This window comes from Acinetobacter sp. WC-743, assembly GCF_000335555.1.
Taxonomy (GTDB): domain Bacteria; phylum Pseudomonadota; class Gammaproteobacteria; order Pseudomonadales; family Moraxellaceae; genus Acinetobacter; species Acinetobacter bereziniae.
The window spans coordinates 162524-183405 of sequence record NZ_AMFQ01000101.1; the positions used below are offsets into that span (position 1 = coordinate 162524).

At 41.7% G+C, this 20882-nt stretch carries 16 protein-coding genes, 2 tRNA genes and 2 rRNA genes; 12 read left to right on the forward strand and 8 right to left on the reverse strand.

Annotated elements, in window-relative coordinates; translation table 11 throughout:
* Nucleotides 1-170: 170 nt before the first annotated feature.
* Genes ACINWC743_RS16135 through ACINWC743_RS16145 form a run of 3 tightly spaced genes read right to left on the reverse strand, consistent with a single transcriptional unit; the run spans nucleotide 171 to nucleotide 1644 of the window.
* On the reverse strand, nucleotides 171-695 hold the full coding sequence (locus ACINWC743_RS16135; RefSeq protein ID WP_004826701.1) for a hypothetical protein: 525 nt from the start codon (nucleotides 693-695) through the stop codon (nucleotides 171-173).
* A 4-nt stretch (nucleotides 696-699) separates the two neighbouring features.
* On the reverse strand, nucleotides 700-1002 hold the full coding sequence (locus ACINWC743_RS16140; RefSeq protein WP_009586094.1) for a YciI family protein: 303 nt from the start codon (nucleotides 1000-1002) through the stop codon (nucleotides 700-702).
* A 27-nt stretch (nucleotides 1003-1029) separates the two neighbouring features.
* Nucleotides 1030-1644 carry an inner membrane-spanning protein YciB gene (locus tag ACINWC743_RS16145; protein WP_009586145.1) on the reverse strand — a complete coding sequence of 205 codons (615 nt, stop codon included), beginning with the start codon at nucleotides 1642-1644 and terminating at the stop codon, nucleotides 1030-1032.
* Between the two features lie 44 nt (nucleotides 1645-1688).
* Between ACINWC743_RS16145 and ACINWC743_RS16150 the strand changes: the two genes are divergently transcribed.
* On the forward strand, nucleotides 1689-2540 hold the full coding sequence (locus ACINWC743_RS16150; protein WP_004826709.1) for a PHP domain-containing protein: 852 nt from the start codon (nucleotides 1689-1691) through the stop codon (nucleotides 2538-2540).
* Nucleotides 2541-2852: 312 nt separating this feature from the next.
* Here ACINWC743_RS16150 and ybeY read toward each other — a convergent pair whose 3' ends face one another.
* The 3 genes from ybeY to miaB are packed head-to-tail and all read right to left on the reverse strand — an operon-like array spanning nucleotide 2853 to nucleotide 5950.
* Complete coding sequence (gene ybeY, locus ACINWC743_RS16155) at nucleotides 2853-3338, reverse strand: rRNA maturation RNase YbeY (protein ID WP_004826711.1); 486 nt, start codon at nucleotides 3336-3338, stop codon at nucleotides 2853-2855.
* 9 nt (nucleotides 3339-3347) lie between these two features.
* On the reverse strand, nucleotides 3348-4457 hold the full coding sequence (locus ACINWC743_RS16160; RefSeq protein ID WP_005035687.1) for a PhoH family protein: 1110 nt from the start codon (nucleotides 4455-4457) through the stop codon (nucleotides 3348-3350).
* Between the two features lie 38 nt (nucleotides 4458-4495).
* On the reverse strand, nucleotides 4496-5950 hold the full coding sequence (gene miaB, locus ACINWC743_RS16165; protein ID WP_004826717.1) for a tRNA (N6-isopentenyl adenosine(37)-C2)-methylthiotransferase MiaB: 1455 nt from the start codon (nucleotides 5948-5950) through the stop codon (nucleotides 4496-4498).
* A gap of 286 nt (nucleotides 5951-6236) precedes the next feature.
* On the opposite strand from miaB, the gene ACINWC743_RS16170 reads away from it, so the two are divergent.
* The 4 genes from ACINWC743_RS16170 (at nucleotide 6237) to ACINWC743_RS16185 (ending at nucleotide 10645) form a co-directional block, all read left to right on the forward strand.
* Nucleotides 6237-8210, forward strand: a complete 1974-nt coding sequence (locus tag ACINWC743_RS16170; protein ID WP_009586130.1) for a lytic transglycosylase domain-containing protein — start codon at nucleotides 6237-6239, stop codon at nucleotides 8208-8210.
* Between the two features lie 37 nt (nucleotides 8211-8247).
* A complete protein-coding gene (locus ACINWC743_RS16175) occupies nucleotides 8248-8907 on the forward strand; it encodes a ribonuclease T2 family protein (RefSeq protein WP_009586073.1) in 660 nt (219 codons plus the stop codon).
* Nucleotides 8908-9165: 258 nt separating this feature from the next.
* A complete protein-coding gene (locus ACINWC743_RS16180) occupies nucleotides 9166-10152 on the forward strand; it encodes a malate dehydrogenase (RefSeq protein WP_004826724.1) in 987 nt (328 codons plus the stop codon).
* 235 nt (nucleotides 10153-10387) lie between these two features.
* On the forward strand, nucleotides 10388-10645 hold the full coding sequence (locus ACINWC743_RS16185; protein ID WP_009586096.1) for a DUF2789 family protein: 258 nt from the start codon (nucleotides 10388-10390) through the stop codon (nucleotides 10643-10645).
* Nucleotides 10646-10748: 103 nt separating this feature from the next.
* Here the strand turns inward: ACINWC743_RS16185 and ACINWC743_RS16190 are convergent, their stop codons facing one another.
* Both ACINWC743_RS16190 and ACINWC743_RS16195 read right to left on the reverse strand, forming a co-directional pair.
* The gene (locus ACINWC743_RS16190; protein ID WP_004826727.1) at nucleotides 10749-11276 is read right to left on the reverse strand and encodes a hypothetical protein; all 528 of its coding nucleotides are present in this window, start codon (nucleotides 11274-11276) and stop codon (nucleotides 10749-10751) included.
* Nucleotides 11277-11464: 188 nt separating this feature from the next.
* The gene (locus ACINWC743_RS16195; protein ID WP_009586119.1) at nucleotides 11465-12067 is read right to left on the reverse strand and encodes a 2OG-Fe(II) oxygenase; all 603 of its coding nucleotides are present in this window, start codon (nucleotides 12065-12067) and stop codon (nucleotides 11465-11467) included.
* 115 nt (nucleotides 12068-12182) lie between these two features.
* Between ACINWC743_RS16195 and ACINWC743_RS16200 the strand changes: the two genes are divergently transcribed.
* From ACINWC743_RS16200 to ACINWC743_RS16230, 7 genes are all read left to right on the forward strand, one after another.
* Nucleotides 12183-13040: a 23S rRNA (adenine(2030)-N(6))-methyltransferase RlmJ gene (locus ACINWC743_RS16200; protein ID WP_005035691.1), complete on the forward strand. Its 858-nt coding sequence runs from the start codon at nucleotides 12183-12185 to the stop codon at nucleotides 13038-13040.
* A 163-nt stretch (nucleotides 13041-13203) separates the two neighbouring features.
* A complete protein-coding gene (gene pssA, locus ACINWC743_RS16205) occupies nucleotides 13204-14031 on the forward strand; it encodes a CDP-diacylglycerol--serine O-phosphatidyltransferase (RefSeq protein WP_009586159.1) in 828 nt (275 codons plus the stop codon).
* Nucleotides 14032-14065: 34 nt separating this feature from the next.
* Nucleotides 14066-15151: a DUF6670 family protein gene (locus tag ACINWC743_RS16210; protein WP_009586143.1), complete on the forward strand. Its 1086-nt coding sequence runs from the start codon at nucleotides 14066-14068 to the stop codon at nucleotides 15149-15151.
* Nucleotides 15152-15588: 437 nt separating this feature from the next.
* Nucleotides 15589-17126, forward strand: a 16S ribosomal RNA gene (locus ACINWC743_RS16215).
* A gap of 59 nt (nucleotides 17127-17185) precedes the next feature.
* Nucleotides 17186-17262: transfer RNA gene (locus ACINWC743_RS16220), tRNA-Ile, on the forward strand.
* Between the two features lie 44 nt (nucleotides 17263-17306).
* A tRNA-Ala gene (locus ACINWC743_RS16225) sits at nucleotides 17307-17382 on the forward strand.
* A gap of 358 nt (nucleotides 17383-17740) precedes the next feature.
* A 23S ribosomal RNA gene (locus ACINWC743_RS16230) occupies nucleotides 17741-20631 on the forward strand.
* Together the 16S and 23S rRNA genes with 2 tRNA genes alongside form the textbook arrangement of a ribosomal RNA operon.
* Nucleotides 20632-20882 lie beyond the last annotated feature (251 nt).

Here is a 20882-nt window from a genome sequence, read left to right on the forward strand (position 1 = left end):
GCTAGATACTATTTACAACTTTTTCCAGTAGGTAAATCGCATTTAAATGTAGTCTAGCTGTTCTAAAACATATTTCAATAAGAATGCCCTGCAGGCATAAAAATGTCGAAAACAACTTTTATACGTGGAGGGCATTAGAGTATCTGGATGAATGCGGTCTTGATCGTGGTTTACCACTGACGACGGCGTTTGGTATAGATATAGCTTGCGATTAAAAAGCCAAGTAATACACCCACGGCAATGGTAGCTGCACCATATAAAAACATTTGTGCGCTTTGTTCACTTTGTAGGACTTGAACCTGCACTCCAAGATTATCATTTTTCAATTGTAATTCTTGGTTCTGCGCCAAGGCTTCTAAATTGGCTTTTTCAAGCTGTTGCAACCGAGTTGCTTGGTCTTTAACTAAAGCCTTGACTTTGGCATCTTGAGACGCTTTTTCCTTGACAATTTGTTCAGCAGTTAAAGGTTTATTTTCTTGTGCCTGTGCCTGAGTTTGAACTGTCGCATTTGCACCAGCAACTGCAGGAATGATATTGGGTTTTGGTGGCGCGACAGTTGGATTCGCCTGAGCGGAAGGCGCTGCTGTCGTTGTTTGAGCTGTGAGTGCCTGTGTTGGCTCTGCCCATAACATAGGAGATAGAAGTATCGTAGAACTTAAAGTCAGACGAAGTAAGCTTTGAACGACAACGCGCATTTTGTTATCCCTTAGGTAATGCTTTATTGAATGGCTTAACATCGATATGACGATAAATTCCTTCTTTAAGGAAAGGTTCGTCTTTCAGCCATTCATCTAATGCCTCACGACTTTCAAAATCAAGAATCATCGTACTGCCATAAAAACCTGCTTGGGGATTTTCACGATCAACGGGCATTGCTCCAGCCACAATAACACGACCTTCAGCATCTAATTTTTCTAGTCGAGCCAAATGCTGTGGACGTACAGCAAGACGTTTTTCTACTGTACCTTCGTGATCAGTACAGGTAATTACAAATAATGGCATGATATTTCTCGATTTTTCTAAAACACTTTATTCGTCGCCTGACTTGAAGTGTTTTCGTAATATAACAAACTGGATAATGATAAAGGAAAACATCACAATCATGTCACCAAATGCTGTAAATTCTCCCCAATATTTGCCGTCTGCAAATAAAAAAGCAAAGAAAACATGTAAACCTGACATCACAATGAACATCGCTGCCCAAGCAAAGTTTAAATTTTTCCAACCTTTTTCAGTCAGGTCTAAAACCGGACCAAATAGTCGTTGAATGAGTGGTTTTTTATCTTTACCAAAATAAGGAGAAAGCAAGAAAGCGCCTGCAAAAACTAAATTCAGAATTGCAGCTTTTAAGCGAATATAGAAGTCATCACTTAACATTAAAGTGATTCCACCAAAAATCACAGTCATAAATAAAACAAACCATTGTTGTTTATCCAGACGGAATTTTTGTGAAATGAATAAAGCACCATAGACAACAAGCATTGAAATAATCAAACCTGTTGTTGCAACAAGAATGTTATTGTTATTTACACCACCTGCTGAGCCGATCAACTGTAGTAAGGGATGATCAACATCTTTGGGATCAACCGTTTTGTATAAATAAAAGAAAATTATGAGGGGCACAAAGTCTAAAAGTGCTTTCATGTTAAAGTATCTAGTCTGTTCAGGTTGATGGGATAGTATAAAAGATGCAAGGCATAGATTTACATACTCACAGTAATATTTCTGATGGAACTTTAACACCAGCATTACTGGTTGAAGCTGCCATCGAAAAAGGCATACATACGCTTGCATTGACGGACCACGATAGCATGGATGGCTTAATACAAGCTGAACAATTTGCAAAAAATCAACCAATTCAAATCATTTCAGGTGTAGAAATCTCGAGTCAGTGGTCTAGACCCGCCACAAAAAAGAGTTATGGCGTACATATCGTTGCACTCAATATGCAAAATCCTGAACCTTTACAACGGCTTTTAACCGCACAGAAAAAAATTCGTGCGGAACGAGCAAAGGAAATTTGTGAGTTGTTGATTCCTTTGATTCACCAAGATATTTATGCCGATGTTGTGGCAAAGGTAGATGGTGAGCCTGATCGAATTACACGAACGCATATTGCGAAAACATTGGTTGAAAAGGGCATTGTGCAGCGCGCGCAGCAAGCATTTGATAAATACATCAAAGAGGGCAAAAAAGCTTATGTGAAGTTTGATGGTTTAGGCTTGGCAGAAACCATACAAGTAATTCATGAAAGTCAGGGCTTTGCGGTATTGGCACATCCTACACGCTATGATTTATCAGCAACCAATATTCGTTATTTGATTGAATTATTTGCTCAACACGGGGGCGATGCTATTGAGTTACCTCCTGCGATTGAAACCGCTTCAACACGCCAAATGGTTGATCGAATGATTGCTGAACATGCATTAAAGGTTTCAGTAGGCAGTGATTTTCATGGAGATAATATGCCCTGGATTAAACTGGGCAATATTCCACACGTGAAAGAAGGTCAAATTGGAATTTGGGAAAGTTTTCGATAATATTTTTTGAAGTCTTAAACGTGCAGTCTAAAATATTTTGTGTCGCTGGTGCTTAGGATTTACTGATGCTGTGTGAGCGCTACAATTCATATATTTTGAGTCTTCCATGCATTGGAAGGCATCCACATGTCATATGTAAGTACGACCATCTATGATGAAAAATACCAAACTATATACTTAGGTTGATTTATATTTGGTGATTCTAAGGTATCGCTATGCGTGCGAGTGGTGCGTGGTAATGATGTGCATAGGTACTATATTGATGAAATAAAAAATCCTTCTTTTTAGAAGGATTTCAGTTTGATTGGAGGATCAATCTTCCTTTACGGAATAGGGATTTTCGAAACCAAGTTTGTTTAATATTTCGATTTCTAATGCTTCCATTTCTTCGGCATCTTGATCTGAAGTTTCATGATCATAACCCATCAAGTGCAGTGTTCCATGAACCAACATATGGGTAAAATGTTCAATCGGCGTTTTTTGCTGTTCAATGGCTTCTTGCAACACCACCGGGATACAAATGACTAAATCACCTAAAGGTAACGCATCCAAAAGTGGTAGCACTTCTTCAGGGATATCACTTGGAAAAGACAACACATTGGTGGGTTTGTCTTTTTTTCGATATTCAGCGTTTAACTGATGGCTTTCGTCATTATCTACACAAGCGATTCCAATTTCACAATCTTGATCAACTTCGATATGACGTAAAGTGGTTTCAATGACTTTCTTTAAATAGGCACGTTTGAGCACCAGAGTTGGTGCTTCAAACGATTGTTGTAACGATAAGCTAAGTTTCAAAAACAATCCTTAAACATTTTCCTGATTTGAAGCAACTGCGTCTTGGTGTTGAGCATCTGCCGCAGAATCATTTTCAGCAATTAAGGCTTCCTGACGCGCTTTACGTTCAGCACGTGCTTCAGCACTTAAACGATATTGTTCACTGTCCCATCCTTCATAAGCTTCGACGATTTTCTGTACCAGCTGATGACGAACCACATCCCGAGAATGGAAACGTGTGATATGAATTTCCTTGATTTTTTCGATGATTCGTAAGGCGTGTGCCAGACCAGACTGTTGTCCTCGTGGTAAATCGACCTGTGTAATATCACCTGTGATGACTGCACGAGAACCAAAACCTAGTCGCGTTAAGAACATTTTCATCTGTTCTGGCGTGGTGTTCTGAGCTTCATCTAAAATCACGAATGAGTGGTTTAATGTTCGACCACGCATATAAGCAAGTGGTGCGACTTCAATGACTTGGCGTTCGATAAGTTTTGCAACTTTTTCAAAGCCAAGCATCTCATAGAGTGCATCATAGAGTGGACGTAAATAAGGATCGATCTTTTGACTCAAGTCACCCGGTAAAAAGCCCAATTTTTCGCCAGCTTCAACAGCAGGGCGAACCAAAAGAATACGTTGAATTTCGTTGCGTTCGAGCATGTCGACAGCGGCAGCAACGGCAAGATAGGTTTTCCCTGTACCCGCAGGACCGATCCCGAAAGAAATATCACTCTGTAAAATGCGTTGTACATAACGCTTTTGATTGGCACCACGAGGATTAATTCGACCTTTGCGGGTTTGCAACCAGACTTCATCTAAGCCTGTGTGCTCATTGTCCGAAAGGTCTTCTTGTAACTCGCGGTCAGTTTGACTGCCTTGAATCATTAAATGGATCGTATCAGCACTGATTTCTTGAGAGAGTTCTGCTTCAGCATGCAAACGCTGCAATAAGCCTTCAACTCGCTCCACTGCTTCTAATTCACCATCAATATAAAAGCTGTCGCCACGGTGTGAAATACTGACATTTAAACGTTGTTCGATTTGTTTCAGATGACCGTTATAAGCACCAAGCATGCTTTTTAAACGTTCAACTGAAATACCTGGAAAAGCTACTGTACGTCGAATCGCTGCAGTCAAGAGATATCCTTTTTAAAAGTAAAGTCTATACCCTTACATTACGCCACGTCAGGCTCAAGATTCAAGAGTTCTCCGTAAACTAAATTTAAGGTCTTAATCTCCGTAATCTCAATCTCTGCAAAGCGTCCGACCCAAGAGGCATCACCTACAAATGTTACTAAACGTGTATTGTCGGCTGTACCCACCAATAAATTTGGATCTTTGTTCGAAACATTCTCAACCAAAACGCGTTGAATAGTACCCAACATAGCATCTGTTTTACGGATACTGGATTGCTTAATCCAATGCTGAACTTTGGCTAAACGTTCCTTTTTCACTTCATCAGGTGTGTCATCTGGTAATTCAGATGCAGGTGTGCCTGGACGCTTTGAATATACAAAACTATAAGAATGGTCAAAGTCTAAATCTTGGATAAACTGGTAAGTCTCTTCAAAATGCGCATCTGTTTCCCCCGGAAAACCGATGATGAAATCTGAAGATAAATGCATATCTGGGCGAACTTTGCGCAATTTGGCAATTTTTTCGATATAAACATCAATGGTGTGATTACGTTTCATCGCTTGTAAAACATCATTTGAGCCACTTTGCACAGGTAAGTGCAAATGTGAAACCATTTGTGGTAAGTCGCGATAGCATTGAATCAAATCATCATTAAATTCGAGCGGATGTGAGGTGGTATAACGTAAGCGACCAATACCTGGAATTTCTGCAACAAGACGCAATAAATCTGCGAATGTGCAAATTTCGCCTTCAAAGGTCTCACCACGATAACCATTGACATTTTGACCCAGTAGGCTAATTTCACGCACACCTTTTTCAGCCAAACCTGCAATTTCTGCCAAGACATCATCCAGAGGACGAGATACTTCTTCACCACGTGTGTAGGGAACTACGCAAAATGAACAATATTTCGAACAGCCTTCCATGATAGAAACGAATGCTTTGTAGCCTTCTACGCGCGGTTCAGGCAAAAAGTCGAACTTTTCAATGTCAGGGAATGAGATATCCACCAGCTTAATTTTATCTTTTTTAGGTTTTTCAATTTGATCAACATGTTGATCTAACATTTGCGGTAAACGATGCAAAGTTTGTGGACCAAAAACCATATCAACATAAGGCGCACGCTTTTGGATGTTGTCACCTTCTTGTGAAGCAACACAACCGCCGACACCAATAACAAGATCAGGATTTTTTTCTTTAAGTTTGCGCCAGCGTCCTAATTCCGAAAATACTTTTTCTTGCGCTTTTTCACGGATTGAACAGGTATTCATCAGTAGAATATCTGCATCACTTGGATCGCTTGTGAGCACATAACCGTGTGAGTCGCCTAAAAGATCTGCCATACGATGACTGTCATACTCATTCATCTGACACCCTTGCGTTTCGATATACAGTTTTTTAACCGTACCGTCGGCTGGGGTGTGCTGTGGCTGGGTTACAGTGTTTTCTGAGGCAGCTTTGGCACCATTTGGAATGAAGGTTTGAACCGTCATGGAGGGGTCTATCCTATGAATAAAGGGAATTTTAAATTCGCATTGAGTTTGTTATTTTAACAGACTCGCAAAAGGCGCGCTATTTTACAGCATTTAAATAGAATTCAGGGAAATATTTAAACATCACTGCTCGCTTAAGAACAGTCGGGAACACAAATGAAAAAAATCAAGAAAAACAGAATAGATTATTAATGATGAATCATGAGGTTACATAACACAACAGTAGAAATGGATTAGAATAATTAAACTAGGCACAAATAAGTGCATCAGCAAGTCAAGGCACATCATGCAGGTTGAGAGAAAAACGGTGTTAAAGCAGCAACTTAAGCAAAATAAATTAAAACTTTACCTTTTAGGCACAGTTGCATGCACAAGCCTGCAAGTGACTTATGCTGCTGAAGAGCAGTTTAACGATGCTTTGCGTAATGCGAATAATTCGAGTGCTTTAGAACAGTACCGTGTTTCAATGCAAAATGATGCTTTAGGCTACTATCCTGAATATTGGATGTTGAATGCTAATCTTGCTTTTCAACCTGCTGGCAACATTATTAGCTTTGCGCAACGTTACCCACAATCGGCAATGGCTGAAAAGTTAGCGGCAGACTATGTGGAAGAAAAAGTCAAACAAGCAGATTTTTCAAGTGCCCAACCTGTATTGCAATATGTCACCAATCCAGACCAAGCAGAACGCTGTGCAGTTGCACAAGTTCGTGCCAAAACAGGCGATGCCTTGGTTTTTGCTGAATTCAAAGATGTTTGGCTGACGACCAACACTCAACCTGAATCTTGTAATGGTTTGGGGCGGATGATGTTGTCTAGTCCACTGATGACGACACAAGATCGTCAACAACGTCTTTATGCACAATTAAGAGCAGGACAATCTGGTTTGGCTATAGCGACAGCACAATCAATTGGTATTAATTTATCTTTGACCCAGTTAAATCAAATTCAAGCAAATCCACTCAATTACTTATGGTCAGCACCGAAAACGAATGTGCAAGACTATGCCTATTTAGTGTATGCCTTGGGCCGTGCAGCGGATACAGATTTAACCAGTGCTTTGCAATCTGTACCTAAGTTGGTTCAGGGCGTGCCAGAAGACGTGCAAAAATATATTTATCGTACTGTGGGCTATATAGGTGGCACAACAGTCATGAAAAATAATTTTAATCGCGAAGTACTGCAAAACTTTGATGCCAGTTATGGCGTGCCTTTTAGCGCTGAAGAAGCTGAGGTGTATGCACGCCAAGCGATACGATTTGGTGCATGGGAAAGTGTGATTCGTGCAATTGACAGTATGAGCGTCACGCAAAAACAAGAAGATCGTTGGCAATATTGGTTAGCACGTGCGTCTGAACAACGTAGTGATGCACAATCGAAAAGAACAGCACGTGAGATTTATCAGCGTTTGGCTATGTCAGGCGATGATTATCATAATTTGCTTGCCAAAGATCATTTGGGGCAAAAATATAATGATAGCCCAGCAAGTGAGCAGCCCTCGACTAACGATCAACAACGTTTAAATAGTGATATTCATTTCCGTCGTGCGTTTACTTTACGTAATATCAATGCCCCAGCAACCTATACCAATAGAGAATGGAATTGGGCTGTACGTCAGGCATACTTGAAGCATGATGATGGATTACTGCTTGCTGCTGCAAAACGTGCCACTGATATGGGTTGGTATGATCGGGCAATTTATGCGGCAGAACGTACAGAGAAGAAACATAACTATACCTATCGTTATGCGACACCACATCAATCTTTAGTCGTTAGCCATAGTCGAAATGCTGGGATTGACCCTGCTTGGGCATATGGTTTAATGCGCCAAGAAAGTCGTTTTGTCACCGCTGCTCGTTCACATGTGGGTGCGGGCGGTTTGATGCAAATCATGCCAGGCACGGCAAAATTGGTGGCGAGACAGATGGGTGAAACATATAATCCTGCTGCACTCAGTGATGCCAATACCAATATTCGTTATGGTACTTTCTATTTGTCAATGATTCATGGGCAATTAAGCAGTAATCCAGTTTTGGCAACAGCAGGTTATAACGCAGGACCAAACCGTGCTAAACGTTGGCAACCTGATTATCAAAATCTTTCAGCAGATCAGTATACAGAGTCCATTCCTTTGAATGAGACTCGTGACTATGTAAAAAATGTGATGACCAATGCTGCGCATTATGGAATTTTATTAGGACAAGGACCTCAAGCCATTGAAAGTCGTATGCCTGTGATTCCAACTCGTGTATCACAATAATCGCTTTAAATTTGGATGAAACTTTGTTAGTAAATCAATGATTTTCAATATTTTGCGTAAATTAAAGAAGTTTTGCACGGCATTGACTGTATGCTGTGCGGGTTTTTTTTTGGTCAATGTGCCGTTACATGCAGCACCGCAATTACAAGGTTATGTGATGCAGGTGCAATTGACGCCAGCGGTTTGTGCCTTGGACTCATCTAAACAAAAACAACGCAAATGTTTAGAAGGATATTCATTAACGATTTCAGGTTTATTGCCCGAAACAACTGAGAGAAATTGCACCACCAATTCATCTGCAAGCTTAACGCCTTTGCAGGCAAAGGTCGTAGCTCGAGTGATGCCAGAGGAAAATGCCCGCATTCAACTTTGGCGGAGTGTGGGGGGATGTGTCCCGATGAATGCCAGTCAGTATTTTAGAACAGTTATCAATTTGGCTGATCGACTTAAAATTCCAGCAGATTTGACCAGTTCAGAAAATAAAAACGTTCAGCACAATGCTTTAAAAACACAATTTGTAAGATTAAACCCAGGAATGAACAACGATAGTATTCGCTTCACTTGTCAAAGTTCATCATCAAATCCAGTATTAACTGAAGTTCAAGTGTGTTATCGGGTCAATGGGCAGTATAAGCAATGCTCGAATCATATTGTTTCAAATTGTCCAAATACATTCTCAATCAAGGGTACATATTAGCCACTGTTGGTATTTTAGATTTTGTGTCTGGTCATCCCTAAAAAGCAGATATATTCACAAATAGAGCTGAATTGTCGTTAGAACCCATTCTTTTTGAGCTATTTTATTTATATTTCCTATCATACTTTTGTTGAAATTCATTCTCTTTTACATGCAAGTGTCAAAGGATTGGAGTACAATCTTTGCCGTTTATGATAATTCGATTAAAACGGATTTAACCGTTTAATCACATTAACGATCCTCATTGGAGATAATTACATGAAGCAACCTGTTCGCGTTGCCGTTACTGGCGCAGCTGGTCAAATCGGTTACAGCTTATTATTCCGTATCGCTAGCGGTGAAATGCTTGGTAAAGACCAACCCGTTATTTTGCAATTGTTAGAAGTTCCATTTGAGAAAGCTCAAGCTGCGCTTAAAGGCGTAATGATGGAATTAGATGACTGTGCTTTCCCATTATTGGCTGGCATGATCGGTACTGATGATCCAAAAGTTGCATTTAAAGATGCTGACTACGCGTTATTGGTTGGTTCACGTCCACGCGGTCCTGGTATGGAACGTGCTGACTTGTTGAAAGTGAACGGTGAAATCTTCATTGGTCAAGGTCAAGCGCTTAACGAAGTAGCAAGCCGTGACGTAAAAGTACTTGTTGTAGGTAACCCTGCAAATACAAATGCTTATATCGCAATGAAATCTGCTCCAGACCTTCCAGCGAAAAACTTTACTGCAATGTTACGTCTTGACCACAACCGTGCGTTAACTCAAATTGCTCAAAAAGCTGGTGTTGCTGTAGCTGACATCAAAAACCTTACAGTTTGGGGTAACCACTCTCCAACAATGTATGCTGACTACCGTTTTGCAACTGCAAATGGCGAAAACCTAAAAGACAAAATCAACGATGCTGATTGGAACGCAAACGTATTCCTTCCAACTGTTGGTAAACGTGGTGCTGCGATCATCGAAGCACGTGGTCTTTCTTCTGCTGCTTCTGCTGCAAATGCTGCAATCGACCATATGCGTGATTGGGCACTCGGCACAAATGGCGAATGGGTAACGATGGGTATTCCTTCAGACGGTTCTTATGGTATTCCTGAAGGCGTAATCTACGGTGTTCCAGTAACTTGTGAAAATGGCGAATACAAACGTGTTGAAGGCTTAGAAATTGACGCATTCAGCCGTGAACGTATGGATAAAACACTTCAAGAACTTGAAGAAGAGCGTGCTGCAATTGCAGATATGCTTAAATAATTAAAAAATTTAATCTATTTAAGATTAGTTTTGAAAAAGCACTCGACATAGAGTGCTTTTTTATTGGTGAAATTGAACACAATACAATGAAACACTGTCTGTTGAAGCAAGCTTTGTTTGAATTTTAATCACAAATTGAAACAAGAAAACCAGAAATACAACTATCTTTTGTATGACCTTTCTTATAAGTTAATTGTATATCTAATGACAAATAAACTTATATAAGGAGGGCGATATGCTCAGGACGAACAAACCATCCTTAGAGTTACTGTTTTCCCAACTGGGTTTAGCCAATAGTCCAGCAGCGATTGAACTTTATGTACGAACCCACCAGCTACCTGCAAATGTGTCTCTACATGAAGCATCATTTTGGAATAGATCTCAGCGTGATTTATTAATCAGTCATTTGGTGCAAGATGATGATTGGGCAATTTGGATTGACGAGTTAAACCAACAACTCCATTTAGATGCTTATAAATTACAAACAGCTTAACGCTTTCACTTTTCCCAAGCGCAACAAAAAAGATGGCTACACTAGCCATCTTTTCTTTTTTAAGGGTTGCCAGTTTATGTCATGGTGACTTTACACCAAATGCTTAGTGTAATTTACTTTGGATCATTTGGCTGAACCAAGGTTCACTTCGAACAGGTTGAAAAGCATGATGTTGTCGAAGTAGTGTTAAATCAAAATCTGCAGTTTTGATATATTTATTTAACCAATGACGAGTCAAAGCAAAATCATGCTTGCTTACAGAAGCATAAGCCAACATAAAGTAAATATCCGCATGCTCATGTTGAGTCATCGGTTTCAAGATTTGCTGTGTGATCAGGGCATAACGCGATTCTTTAGTCAGTTCAAAGTAAATCATATAGGCTTTGGCTAAATGCAAAGAAAGCTGTATATACAATGACATCGGCATTTCTTCGTATTCCAGACGCGCAGTTTCAAGCAATACAATCGCTTCTTGTAAAAAGTGTATCTGTTCCTGTTTTGAATGACTTTGCGTGACTAACTGTAAACGTAGATCACCACGTTCAAGTGCAAGTTCAGGTGTATTGCCTGACAAATACAATTGATCAGTTTCACCAATGCGCGAGATGATTTGTTTTGTATTATCAAACATATGCTGAATCCTCTTAATTTCTACACTCTATTATGAGGTCTATTTCAATAATTTAAAGCCGATTACTTTGAGATGGAGCGTTGCATATTTAAATACTCAAGACCCAAACGGTCAAAGCTATTCAATAGTCCTAAAAGCTTTTATAACTACAAGAACTTGCAATATGGCTGATCTTTTCGTTAAAGCACTTATAGGATAGGGGTATCGCTTCTGAGCCATGCTGTAATTGAAAGTCGTTGATGTTTAGCTTCAAGAACTTCATGCAATAAGTCGCTTTGGAATAAGGCGATTCGATTGGGTTTGGGTTCTAAAGTATGCCATACATTATTTTTGTCTTGTAAATGCAATTTACCTCCCCAGTTATCCTGCCATTCATTATGTAAATAATACACTGTAGAAATCATACGACCATTTTTGCCTTGAGGATTATCTCGATGCAAGGCATAAAACTCGCCTGCGTTATAGCAAGCAAAATGAGCTTCGATTTCTTTGATTCCCAAGTAAAATGTTGCATTGAAAATTTGAACGAGCTGTTGCAACGCTTGGATATGCTGTTGAGCAATTTCTAAATCTTCATTGATCCATAAAATATGATCACTGCGAATCTTGCTGATTACACCATTTTGAATTGCCGCATCACGGAAACGGTTTAAATTTTCGGTACACTCTTGCATCAATTGTTGTACATAGTCAGCCGGGTAGGCATGGTCAATAACAGTAAATCCATGTTGATCTAAATCATCAAGAATTTGATCAACATTCCATGACTTTGGGAGGGAAAGTGCTTCCATAAATAACCAAAAATTAGTGTTTGAAGGGCTGTTGCTATATTAGAACAAACGATGGACAGTGAAGAAATATTTTTTCGTGTTAAAATAACCATTGAACTCAGGAATTAATCGAAACATGAATTACCGTCACCATTTCCATGCAGGCAACTTTGCCGATGTCATGAAACATGTGTTATTGCTCCAACTATTGACACGTCTCAATGCTAAAGACAAACCCTATCGTTATATAGATACACATGGTGGTGCGGGCAAATACGATTTATCTACATCTGAAGCGCAAAAATCAGGTGAATTCTTAACGGGCATTCATCGTCTCGTTAAGCTTGATGATTCAATTAAACGCAATGCACCAGAAGGGGTAAAACAATACCTCAAAGTGGTTGAAGATATGCGTGCAGGTTCTGGAAAAGGTGCTTATCCAGGCTCACCTTGGTTTGCACTTGAAGCAATGCGAGATATAGACAAGGCAACAATCTTTGAAATGCAACGTGATGTGTTTCAGCAATTGTATTTTAATATCCGCGACAAACGTGCAGGCTTGCATGAACGTGATGCATACGAAGGGCTTTTAGGGGTAATTCCACCAAAAGAAAAACGTGGTTTGGTGATGATTGATCCACCTTATGAGTTAGAACGTAAAGATTTTCCGCAACTGGTTGAATTAATCGCTGCTGCATATAAAAAATGGTCTACAGGTGTATTCGCAATTTGGTATCCGATCAAAGACCGTGCCATGATTGAACGTTTTGAAAAGAAAATGATTAAAACAGGGATTCGCCGTCAGTTGATTTGTGAAGTTTGTGTATGGCCCGACGATACGCCAGTTGGATTAAATGGTTGTGGTTTGTTGGTCATCAATCCACCATGGAAATTTTCTGAAGATGCGGATGAAGCATTGCAATGGTTATTCCCACATTTGCGCATGAGTGAAAATGGTGGGCATGCTGCTGTGCGTTGGTTGGTGGGCGAATAATTCATTTCTGGCAATAGCTAGAAAGGTGAATAATGATGCGAATTACAAATTATGACCAAATAATTTGAGTAATTCGTATCAATTTCACTTAGAAATGAATGTGATAAAATCTTAGGTGAGATATCAACAGCTCCAAAATAAGAGCCATAGATAGGATTCGAAAATGACAAATATAAATAAACCAGAAAGCCCAAACTCTTCAAACCAAGACCTTGGATTTGATGGCATTACTTTTGAGGTTGAAGAGGAAGAGCATACGCATGAAGGGCAAAAAGTAAAACGTCGCGGGATCTATTTGTGGCCGAACCTGATTACAACTTCAGCGTTGTTATCAGGCTTTTATTCCATTATTGCCAGTATGAATGGTGATTTTACTCAAGCGATTTATGCCATTTTCCTTGCAGCATTATTTGATGGTTTGGATGGTCGAGTGGCACGTGCAATTGGTGCACAGAGTGCCTTTGGTGAGCAATTCGATTCACTTTCAGACTTGCTGGCGTTTGGTGTTGCACCTGCTATCTTAATGTATAGCTGGAGTATGCATGATTTAGGTAGAATTGGTTTGGCTGCCTGTTTTGTTTATACGGCTTGTGCTGCATTTCGTTTAGCACGTTTTAACGTACAAATTGGTGTGGTCGATAAACGTTATTTTATCGGTGTTGCGAGTCCTTTGGCTGCAATCATTATTATCGCATGGGTTTGGGTTGGACAAGATTTCAGTTATATTTTTAATCTTAAAGATGGTGCTATTCAGGCAACCAATGCGTTTGTCATTATTGCCGTTGGTTTGTTGATGATTTCCAATATTAAATACTATTCATTTAAAACAGTGGATCGTAAGCGAGTACCATTCTTTGTATTGCCAATCGCTGTATTTATCCTTGCAGCAATGACTTATAATATTCCTGTAGGCATATTGGTGATTTCAATTATCTATGCTATTTCTGGTTTTGTAACAACATTCTTGGCAAGAAAGAATACGGTTAAATAAGATATAAAATAAAACCTATGGTAAGGAGCTTGATATGCGGTTGTTTCAAGATTTCTTAGATCAGTCTAAACAACTGAATCAAGCTCAAACGCCCACTGAACTTTGCTATCACCCTCCCAAAGATAAATACAAAATTGCGCATCAAAAGTTGGTTTTGGCTAACTTACCGGCTCCATTACATTATCTCAATTTCTATAGTTTGATCGGGCAACCGAATAACGCTGTTTTCTGCAATCAAAATGAAATCTCGACCACTGCTTTAGATACTGCCACTGTATTGGGCAGTACAAGTGCCCATATGGTGGGACAACTCAATGGCTATTCGATTCAGCATGATTGTCAGTTTCAGGTTGATGATCAATCCAAAGTAAAATTTGAGTTTGGTCAAAAAGAACAGGTTTTTGGAAAAATTCCAAATTTTGTAATGCGAAGGTGGGATAGGGAATTAAGTTTTGATTTAAAGATCACGACTTTGCCTTTGGTTTCGCATTTTATTCATTTGAAATTTGGTTTTGCTGAGAATTGGTCTTTGGTTGCGCACTGTGAAGGTTGTATCCAATACAAAGATCAAAAATATGATATTCAACAATACGCGGCTTTTGAATATATGCGTATGGTGAATTTTCCATATCTTCCTTATGCGCTCTACACTTATCAACTCATTCAATTGAATGATGAGTTACAAATCATTTGTGTTTATAGTTGTGACCAAATGAATAACACCTTGCATTCTCGTATCTATATGCGAAATATTCAAACACTTGAAGCCAAAATGTTTGATCGACAAGTTGTATTTAATATTCAGCGTGTTTTCCCTAAAGTAAAAACGGTTAACCAACAAGAAATGTATTTGCCCAGAGAGTTTGAGTGGCAATACCAAGATGAAAAAATTTCTATCAGTATCCAAGCTCAAAGTCGGGGTGATTATAAATTTGGTTTAGCGGCAGGCTATGTTGGTAGTTTTAGCTATCAACTGCAAATCAATGAACAAAGCTACCAAGGCGAAAGTGGTTATTGTGAATATATTGATTGTCGCCCTTTAAAGTGGCAAGAAATCGATAAAGAAAATAAATTATCCAGTAAATCGAGCCAACCTGCGCTCATAATGCTCAAAAAATAGATAAAAAAGCAAAAAAAAGGGTGAATTTGAGGAAAAAATATCCATCCGAACAGAAAGATTAAAAAAGGGGGTTGTGTTAGGTTAGGAATGCTGTAGAATGCACATCCATCGGCGGTGATGAAGATTAAAACTTCTGATAAAACAATGACTTGGTTGAATTGATTAAGTTGGGTTTTAGAAAGGAAGTTTAAAAAATAATTTGAAATCACAGTTGACTTTCTAGAGATAGAGAGTAATATAGCCGACCTAGCTTGATGCTGACGAAGCATGAAGAAGATCATTAAGAGAATATGAAGAACAACTTGTGTGGATTTTTACTGATTGATTGATCGAAATATTATCATTGATTGATTGGTTTAAATTACTCGAAGTTTATTTGAGAGAATTTGTCAGTACATTGATGAGCCAGAATTGTGACCTTAAGTCACTAATGATTTTAACTGAAGAGTTTGATCATGGCTCAGATTGAACGCTGGCGGCAGGCTTAACACATGCAAGTCGAGCGGGGGAGATTGCTTCGGTAATTGACCTAGCGGCGGACGGGTGAGTAATACTTAGGAATCTGCCTATTAATGGGGGACAACATCTCGAAAGGGATGCTAATACCGCATACGCCCTACGGGGGAAAGCAGGGGATCACTTGTGACCTTGCGTTAATAGATGAGCCTAAGTCGGATTAGCTAGTTGGTGGGGTAAAGGCCTACCAAGGCGACGATCTGTAGCGGGTCTGAGAGGATGATCCGCCACACTGGGACTGAGACACGGCCCAGACTCCTACGGGAGGCAGCAGTGGGGAATATTGGACAATGGGGGGAACCCTGATCCAGCCATGCCGCGTGTGTGAAGAAGGCCTTATGGTTGTAAAGCACTTTAAGCGAGGAGGAGGCTCTTTTGGTTAATACCCAAGATGAGTGGACGTTACTCGCAGAATAAGCACCGGCTAACTCTGTGCCAGCAGCCGCGGTAATACAGAGGGTGCGAGCGTTAATCGGATTTACTGGGCGTAAAGCGTGCGTAGGCGGCTTTTTAAGTCGGATGTGAAATCCCCGAGCTTAACTTGGGAATTGCATTCGATACTGGGAGCTAGAGTATGGGAGAGGATGGTAGAATTCCAGGTGTAGCGGTGAAATGCGTAGAGATCTGGAGGAATACCGATGGCGAAGGCAGCCATCTGGCCTAATACTGACGCTGAGGTACGAAAGCATGGGGAGCAAACAGGATTAGATACCCTGGTAGTCCATGCCGTAAACGATGTCTACTAGCCGTTGGGGTCTTTGAGACTTTAGTGGCGCAGCTAACGCGATAAGTAGACCGCCTGGGGAGTACGGTCGCAAGACTAAAACTCAAATGAATTGACGGGGGCCCGCACAAGCGGTGGAGCATGTGGTTTAATTCGATGCAACGCGAAGAACCTTACCTGGTCTTGACATAGTAAGAACTTTCCAGAGATGGATTGGTGCCTTCGGGAACTTACATACAGGTGCTGCATGGCTGTCGTCAGCTCGTGTCGTGAGATGTTGGGTTAAGTCCCGCAACGAGCGCAACCCTTTTCCTTACTTGCCAGCATTTCGGATGGGAACTTTAAGGATACTGCCAGTGACAAACTGGAGGAAGGCGGGGACGACGTCAAGTCATCATGGCCCTTACGACCAGGGCTACACACGTGCTACAATGGTCGGTACAAAGGGTTGCTACCTAGCGATAGGATGCTAATCTCAAAAAGCCGATCGTAGTCCGGATTGGAGTCTGCAACTCGACTCCATGAAGTCGGAATCGCTAGTAATCGCGGATCAGAATGCCGCGGTGAATACGTTCCCGGGCCTTGTACACACCGCCCGTCACACCATGGGAGTTTGTTGCACCAGAAGTAGGTAGTCTAACCGTAAGGAGGACGCTTACCACGGTGTGGCCGATGACTGGGGTGAAGTCGTAACAAGGTAGCCGTAGGGGAACCTGCGGCTGGATCACCTCCTTAACGAAAGATTGACGATTGGTAAGAATCCACAACAAGTTGTTCTTCATTGATGTATCTGAGGGTCTGTAGCTCAGTTGGTTAGAGCACACGCTTGATAAGCGTGGGGTCACAAGTTCAAGTCTTGTCAGACCCACCAAGTCTACTGAACACAGAAGAGCAGATATATTAAGATCTTAAGCTGGGGACTTAGCTTAGTTGGTAGAGCGCCTGCTTTGCACGCAGGAGGTCAGGAGTTCGACTCTCCTAGTCTCCACCACTACTACGCAGTTACCTGATTAAAAAAAGATTGATTATAGAAATTAATGAACTGAAGTTTATAGAGTTTATTAACTTCTGTGATTTATCACAGTGAACTACTCGCTGACGAGGCGGTAGAGAATCATTAACAGAATATATTTGAGTTGAAATAATTGTTTAACTCGTTTTATGAAGCTTAACAAGCAATTGTTAAAGCGGAATGAAATGAGAACTAGCGATAAAACTGAATCAAGCGTTTTGGTATATGAATTAAATTGAAGCTGTACAGTGATTAAGTTCACAGGCAACAAATAGAAGTGGTTAAATCCACATTGTTGATCCTCCTTGTAGGGATTAACGACTGTTTGGGGTTGTATAGTCAAGTAATTAAGTGCATGTGGTGGATGCCTTGGCAGTCAGAGGCGATGAAAGACGTAATAGCCTGCGATAAGCTTCGGGGAGGCGGCAAATATCCTGTGATCCGGAGATTTCTGAATGGGGAAACCCACTTACCATAAGGTAGGTATCGCATGATGAATACATAGTCATGCGAGGCGAACGAGGGGAAGTGAAACATCTCAGTACCCTTAGGAAAAGAAATCAATTGAGATTCCCTCAGTAGCGGCGAGCGAACGGGGATCAGCCCATTAAGTTATATGTGTATTAGCGGAAAGCTCTGGGAAGTGCTACCGTAGAGGGTGATAGTCCCGTACACGAAAGTGCACATATAATGATGACGAGTAGGGCGAGGCACGTGAAACCTTGTCTGAATATGGGGGGACCATCCTCCAAGGCTAAATACTCCTGACTGACCGATAGTGAACCAGTACCGTGAGGGAAAGGCGAAAAGAACCCCTGTGAGGGGAGTGAAATAGATCCTGAAACCGCATGCATACAAGCAGTGGGAGCCGACTTGTTCGGTGACTGCGTACCTTTTGTATAATGGGTCAGCGACTTATATTCAGTAGCAAGGTTAACCGTATAGGGGAGCCGTAGAGAAATCGAGTCTTAATAGGGCGTTTAGTTGCTGGGTATAGACCCGAAACCGGGTGATCTATCCATGAGCAGGTTGAAGGTTGGGTAACACTAACTGGAGGACCGAACCCACTGTCGTTGAAAAGCCAGGGGATGACTTGTGGATAGGGGTGAAAGGCTAATCAAACTCGGTGATAGCTGGTTCTCCCCGAAAGCTATTTAGGTAGCGCCTCGGACGAATACCATAGGGGGTAGAGCACTGTTTCGGCTAGGGGGTCATCCCGACTTACCAAACCGATGCAAACTCCGAATACCTATGAGTACTATCCGGGAGACAGACTGCGGGTGCTAACGTCCGTAGTCAAGAGGAAAACAATCCAGACCGCCAGCTAAGGCCCCAAAATTATAGTTAAGTGGGAAACGATGTGGGAAGGCATAGACAGCTAGGAGGTTGGCTTAGAAGCAGCCACCCTTTAAAGAAAGCGTAATAGCTCACTAGTCGAGTCGGCCTGCGCGGAAGATGTAACGGGGCTAAAACTATATGCCGAAGCTGCGGATGTATACATTGTATACGTGGTAGGGGAGCGTTCTGTAAGCCGATGAAGGTGTGTTGAGAAGCATGCTGGAGGTATCAGAAGTGCGAATGCTGACGTGAGTAACGACAAAACGGGTGAAAAACCCGTTCGCTGAAAGACCAAGGGTTCCAGTCCAACGTTAATCGGGGCTGGGTGAGTCGACCCCTAAGGCGAGGCCGAGAGGCGTAGTCGATGGGAAATTGGTTAATATTCCAATACTTCTGTGTAATGCGATGAGAGGACGGAGAAAGTTAAGTCAGCCTGGCGTTGGTTGTCCAGGTGAAAGGTTGTAGGCATGCATCTTAGGCAAATCCGGGGTGCTCTATGCTGAGAACTGATAGCAAGCGAGTTTACTCGTGAAGTGGCTGATACTATGCTTCCAGGAAAAGTCTCTAAGCTTCAGTTACACAGGAATCGTACCCGAAACCGACACAGGTGGTCAGGTCGAGTAGACCAAAGCGCTTGAGAGAACTCTGCTGAAGGAACTAGGCAAAATGGTACCGTAACTTCGGGAGAAGGTACGCTGCTGACGGTGATAGGACTTGCTCCTTGAGCTATTGGCAGCCACAGAAACCAGGCCCCTGCAACTGTTTATTAAAAACATAGCACTCTGCAAACACGAAAGTGGACGTATAGGGTGTGATGCCTGCCCGGTGCTGGAAGGTTAATTGATGGGGTTAGCGTAAGCGAAGCTCTTGATCGAAGCCCCAGTAAACGGCGGCCGTAACTATAACGGTCCTAAGGTAGCGAAATTCCTTGTCGGGTAAGTTCCGACCTGCACGAATGGCATAATGATGGGGGCGCTGTCTCCAGCAGAGGCTCAGTGAAATCGAAATCGCCGTGAAGATGCGGTGTACCCGCGGCTAGACGGAAAGACCCCGTGAACCTTTACTGCAGCTTGACATTGAACTTTGATCTTACTTGTGTAGGATAGGTGGGAGGCTTAGAAGTAGCGACGCCAGTTGCTATGGAGCCATCCTTGAAATACCACCCTGGTAATATTGAGGTTCTAACTCTGTCCCGTTATCCGGGACGAGGACCATGTCTGGTGGGTAGTTTGACTGGGGCGGTCTCCTCCTAAAGAGTAACGGAGGAGTACGAAGGTGCGCTCAGCGTGGTCGGAAATCACGCGTAGAGTATAAAGGCAAAAGCGCGCTTAACTGCGAGACCCACAAGTCGAGCAGGTACGAAAGTAGGTCTTAGTGATCCGGTGGTTCTGTATGGAAGGGCCATCGCTCAACGGATAAAAGGTACTCTGGGGATAACAGGCTGATACCGCCCAAGAGTTCATATCGACGGCGGTGTTTGGCACCTCGATGTCGGCTCATCTCATCCTGGGGCTGAAGCAGGTCCCAAGGGTATGGCTGTTCGCCATTTAAAGAGGTACGCGAGCTGGGTTTAGAACGTCGTGAGACAGTTCGGTCCCTATCTACCGTGGGCGTTGGAAATTTGAGAGGATCTGCTCCTAGTACGAGAGGACCAGAGTGGACGAACCTCTGGTGTACCGGTTGTGACGCCAGTCGCATCGCCGGGTAGCTATGTTCGGAAGGGATAACCGCTGAAAGCATCTAAGCGGGAAGCCTACCTCAAGATAAGATTTCCCTAGGACTTTATGTCCTCTAAAGAGCCGTTGAAGACTACGACGTTGATAGGTTGGATGTGGAAGTGCGGTGACGCATGAAGCTGACCAATACTAATTGCTCGTGAGGCTTGACTATACAACACCCAAGCAGTTGTATTGAAGCATCATTTGATTCATAAAAGATCAAAGAAACTTGATTTAGTTGTAAAGCTAGTTACATGAGCGAGGAATAAACAAACATTAATTATGTTTGTCCGAGCGCAAGACATAAAGCTATGCTTTATGTTAAAATCAACTCAAATGTTCTTCTGTTAAACTCATTTGGAACAAAGTAAGGCATACCCATAAGACCCGAAAAAGTCCATAACAGTTTGCTGGCGACAATAG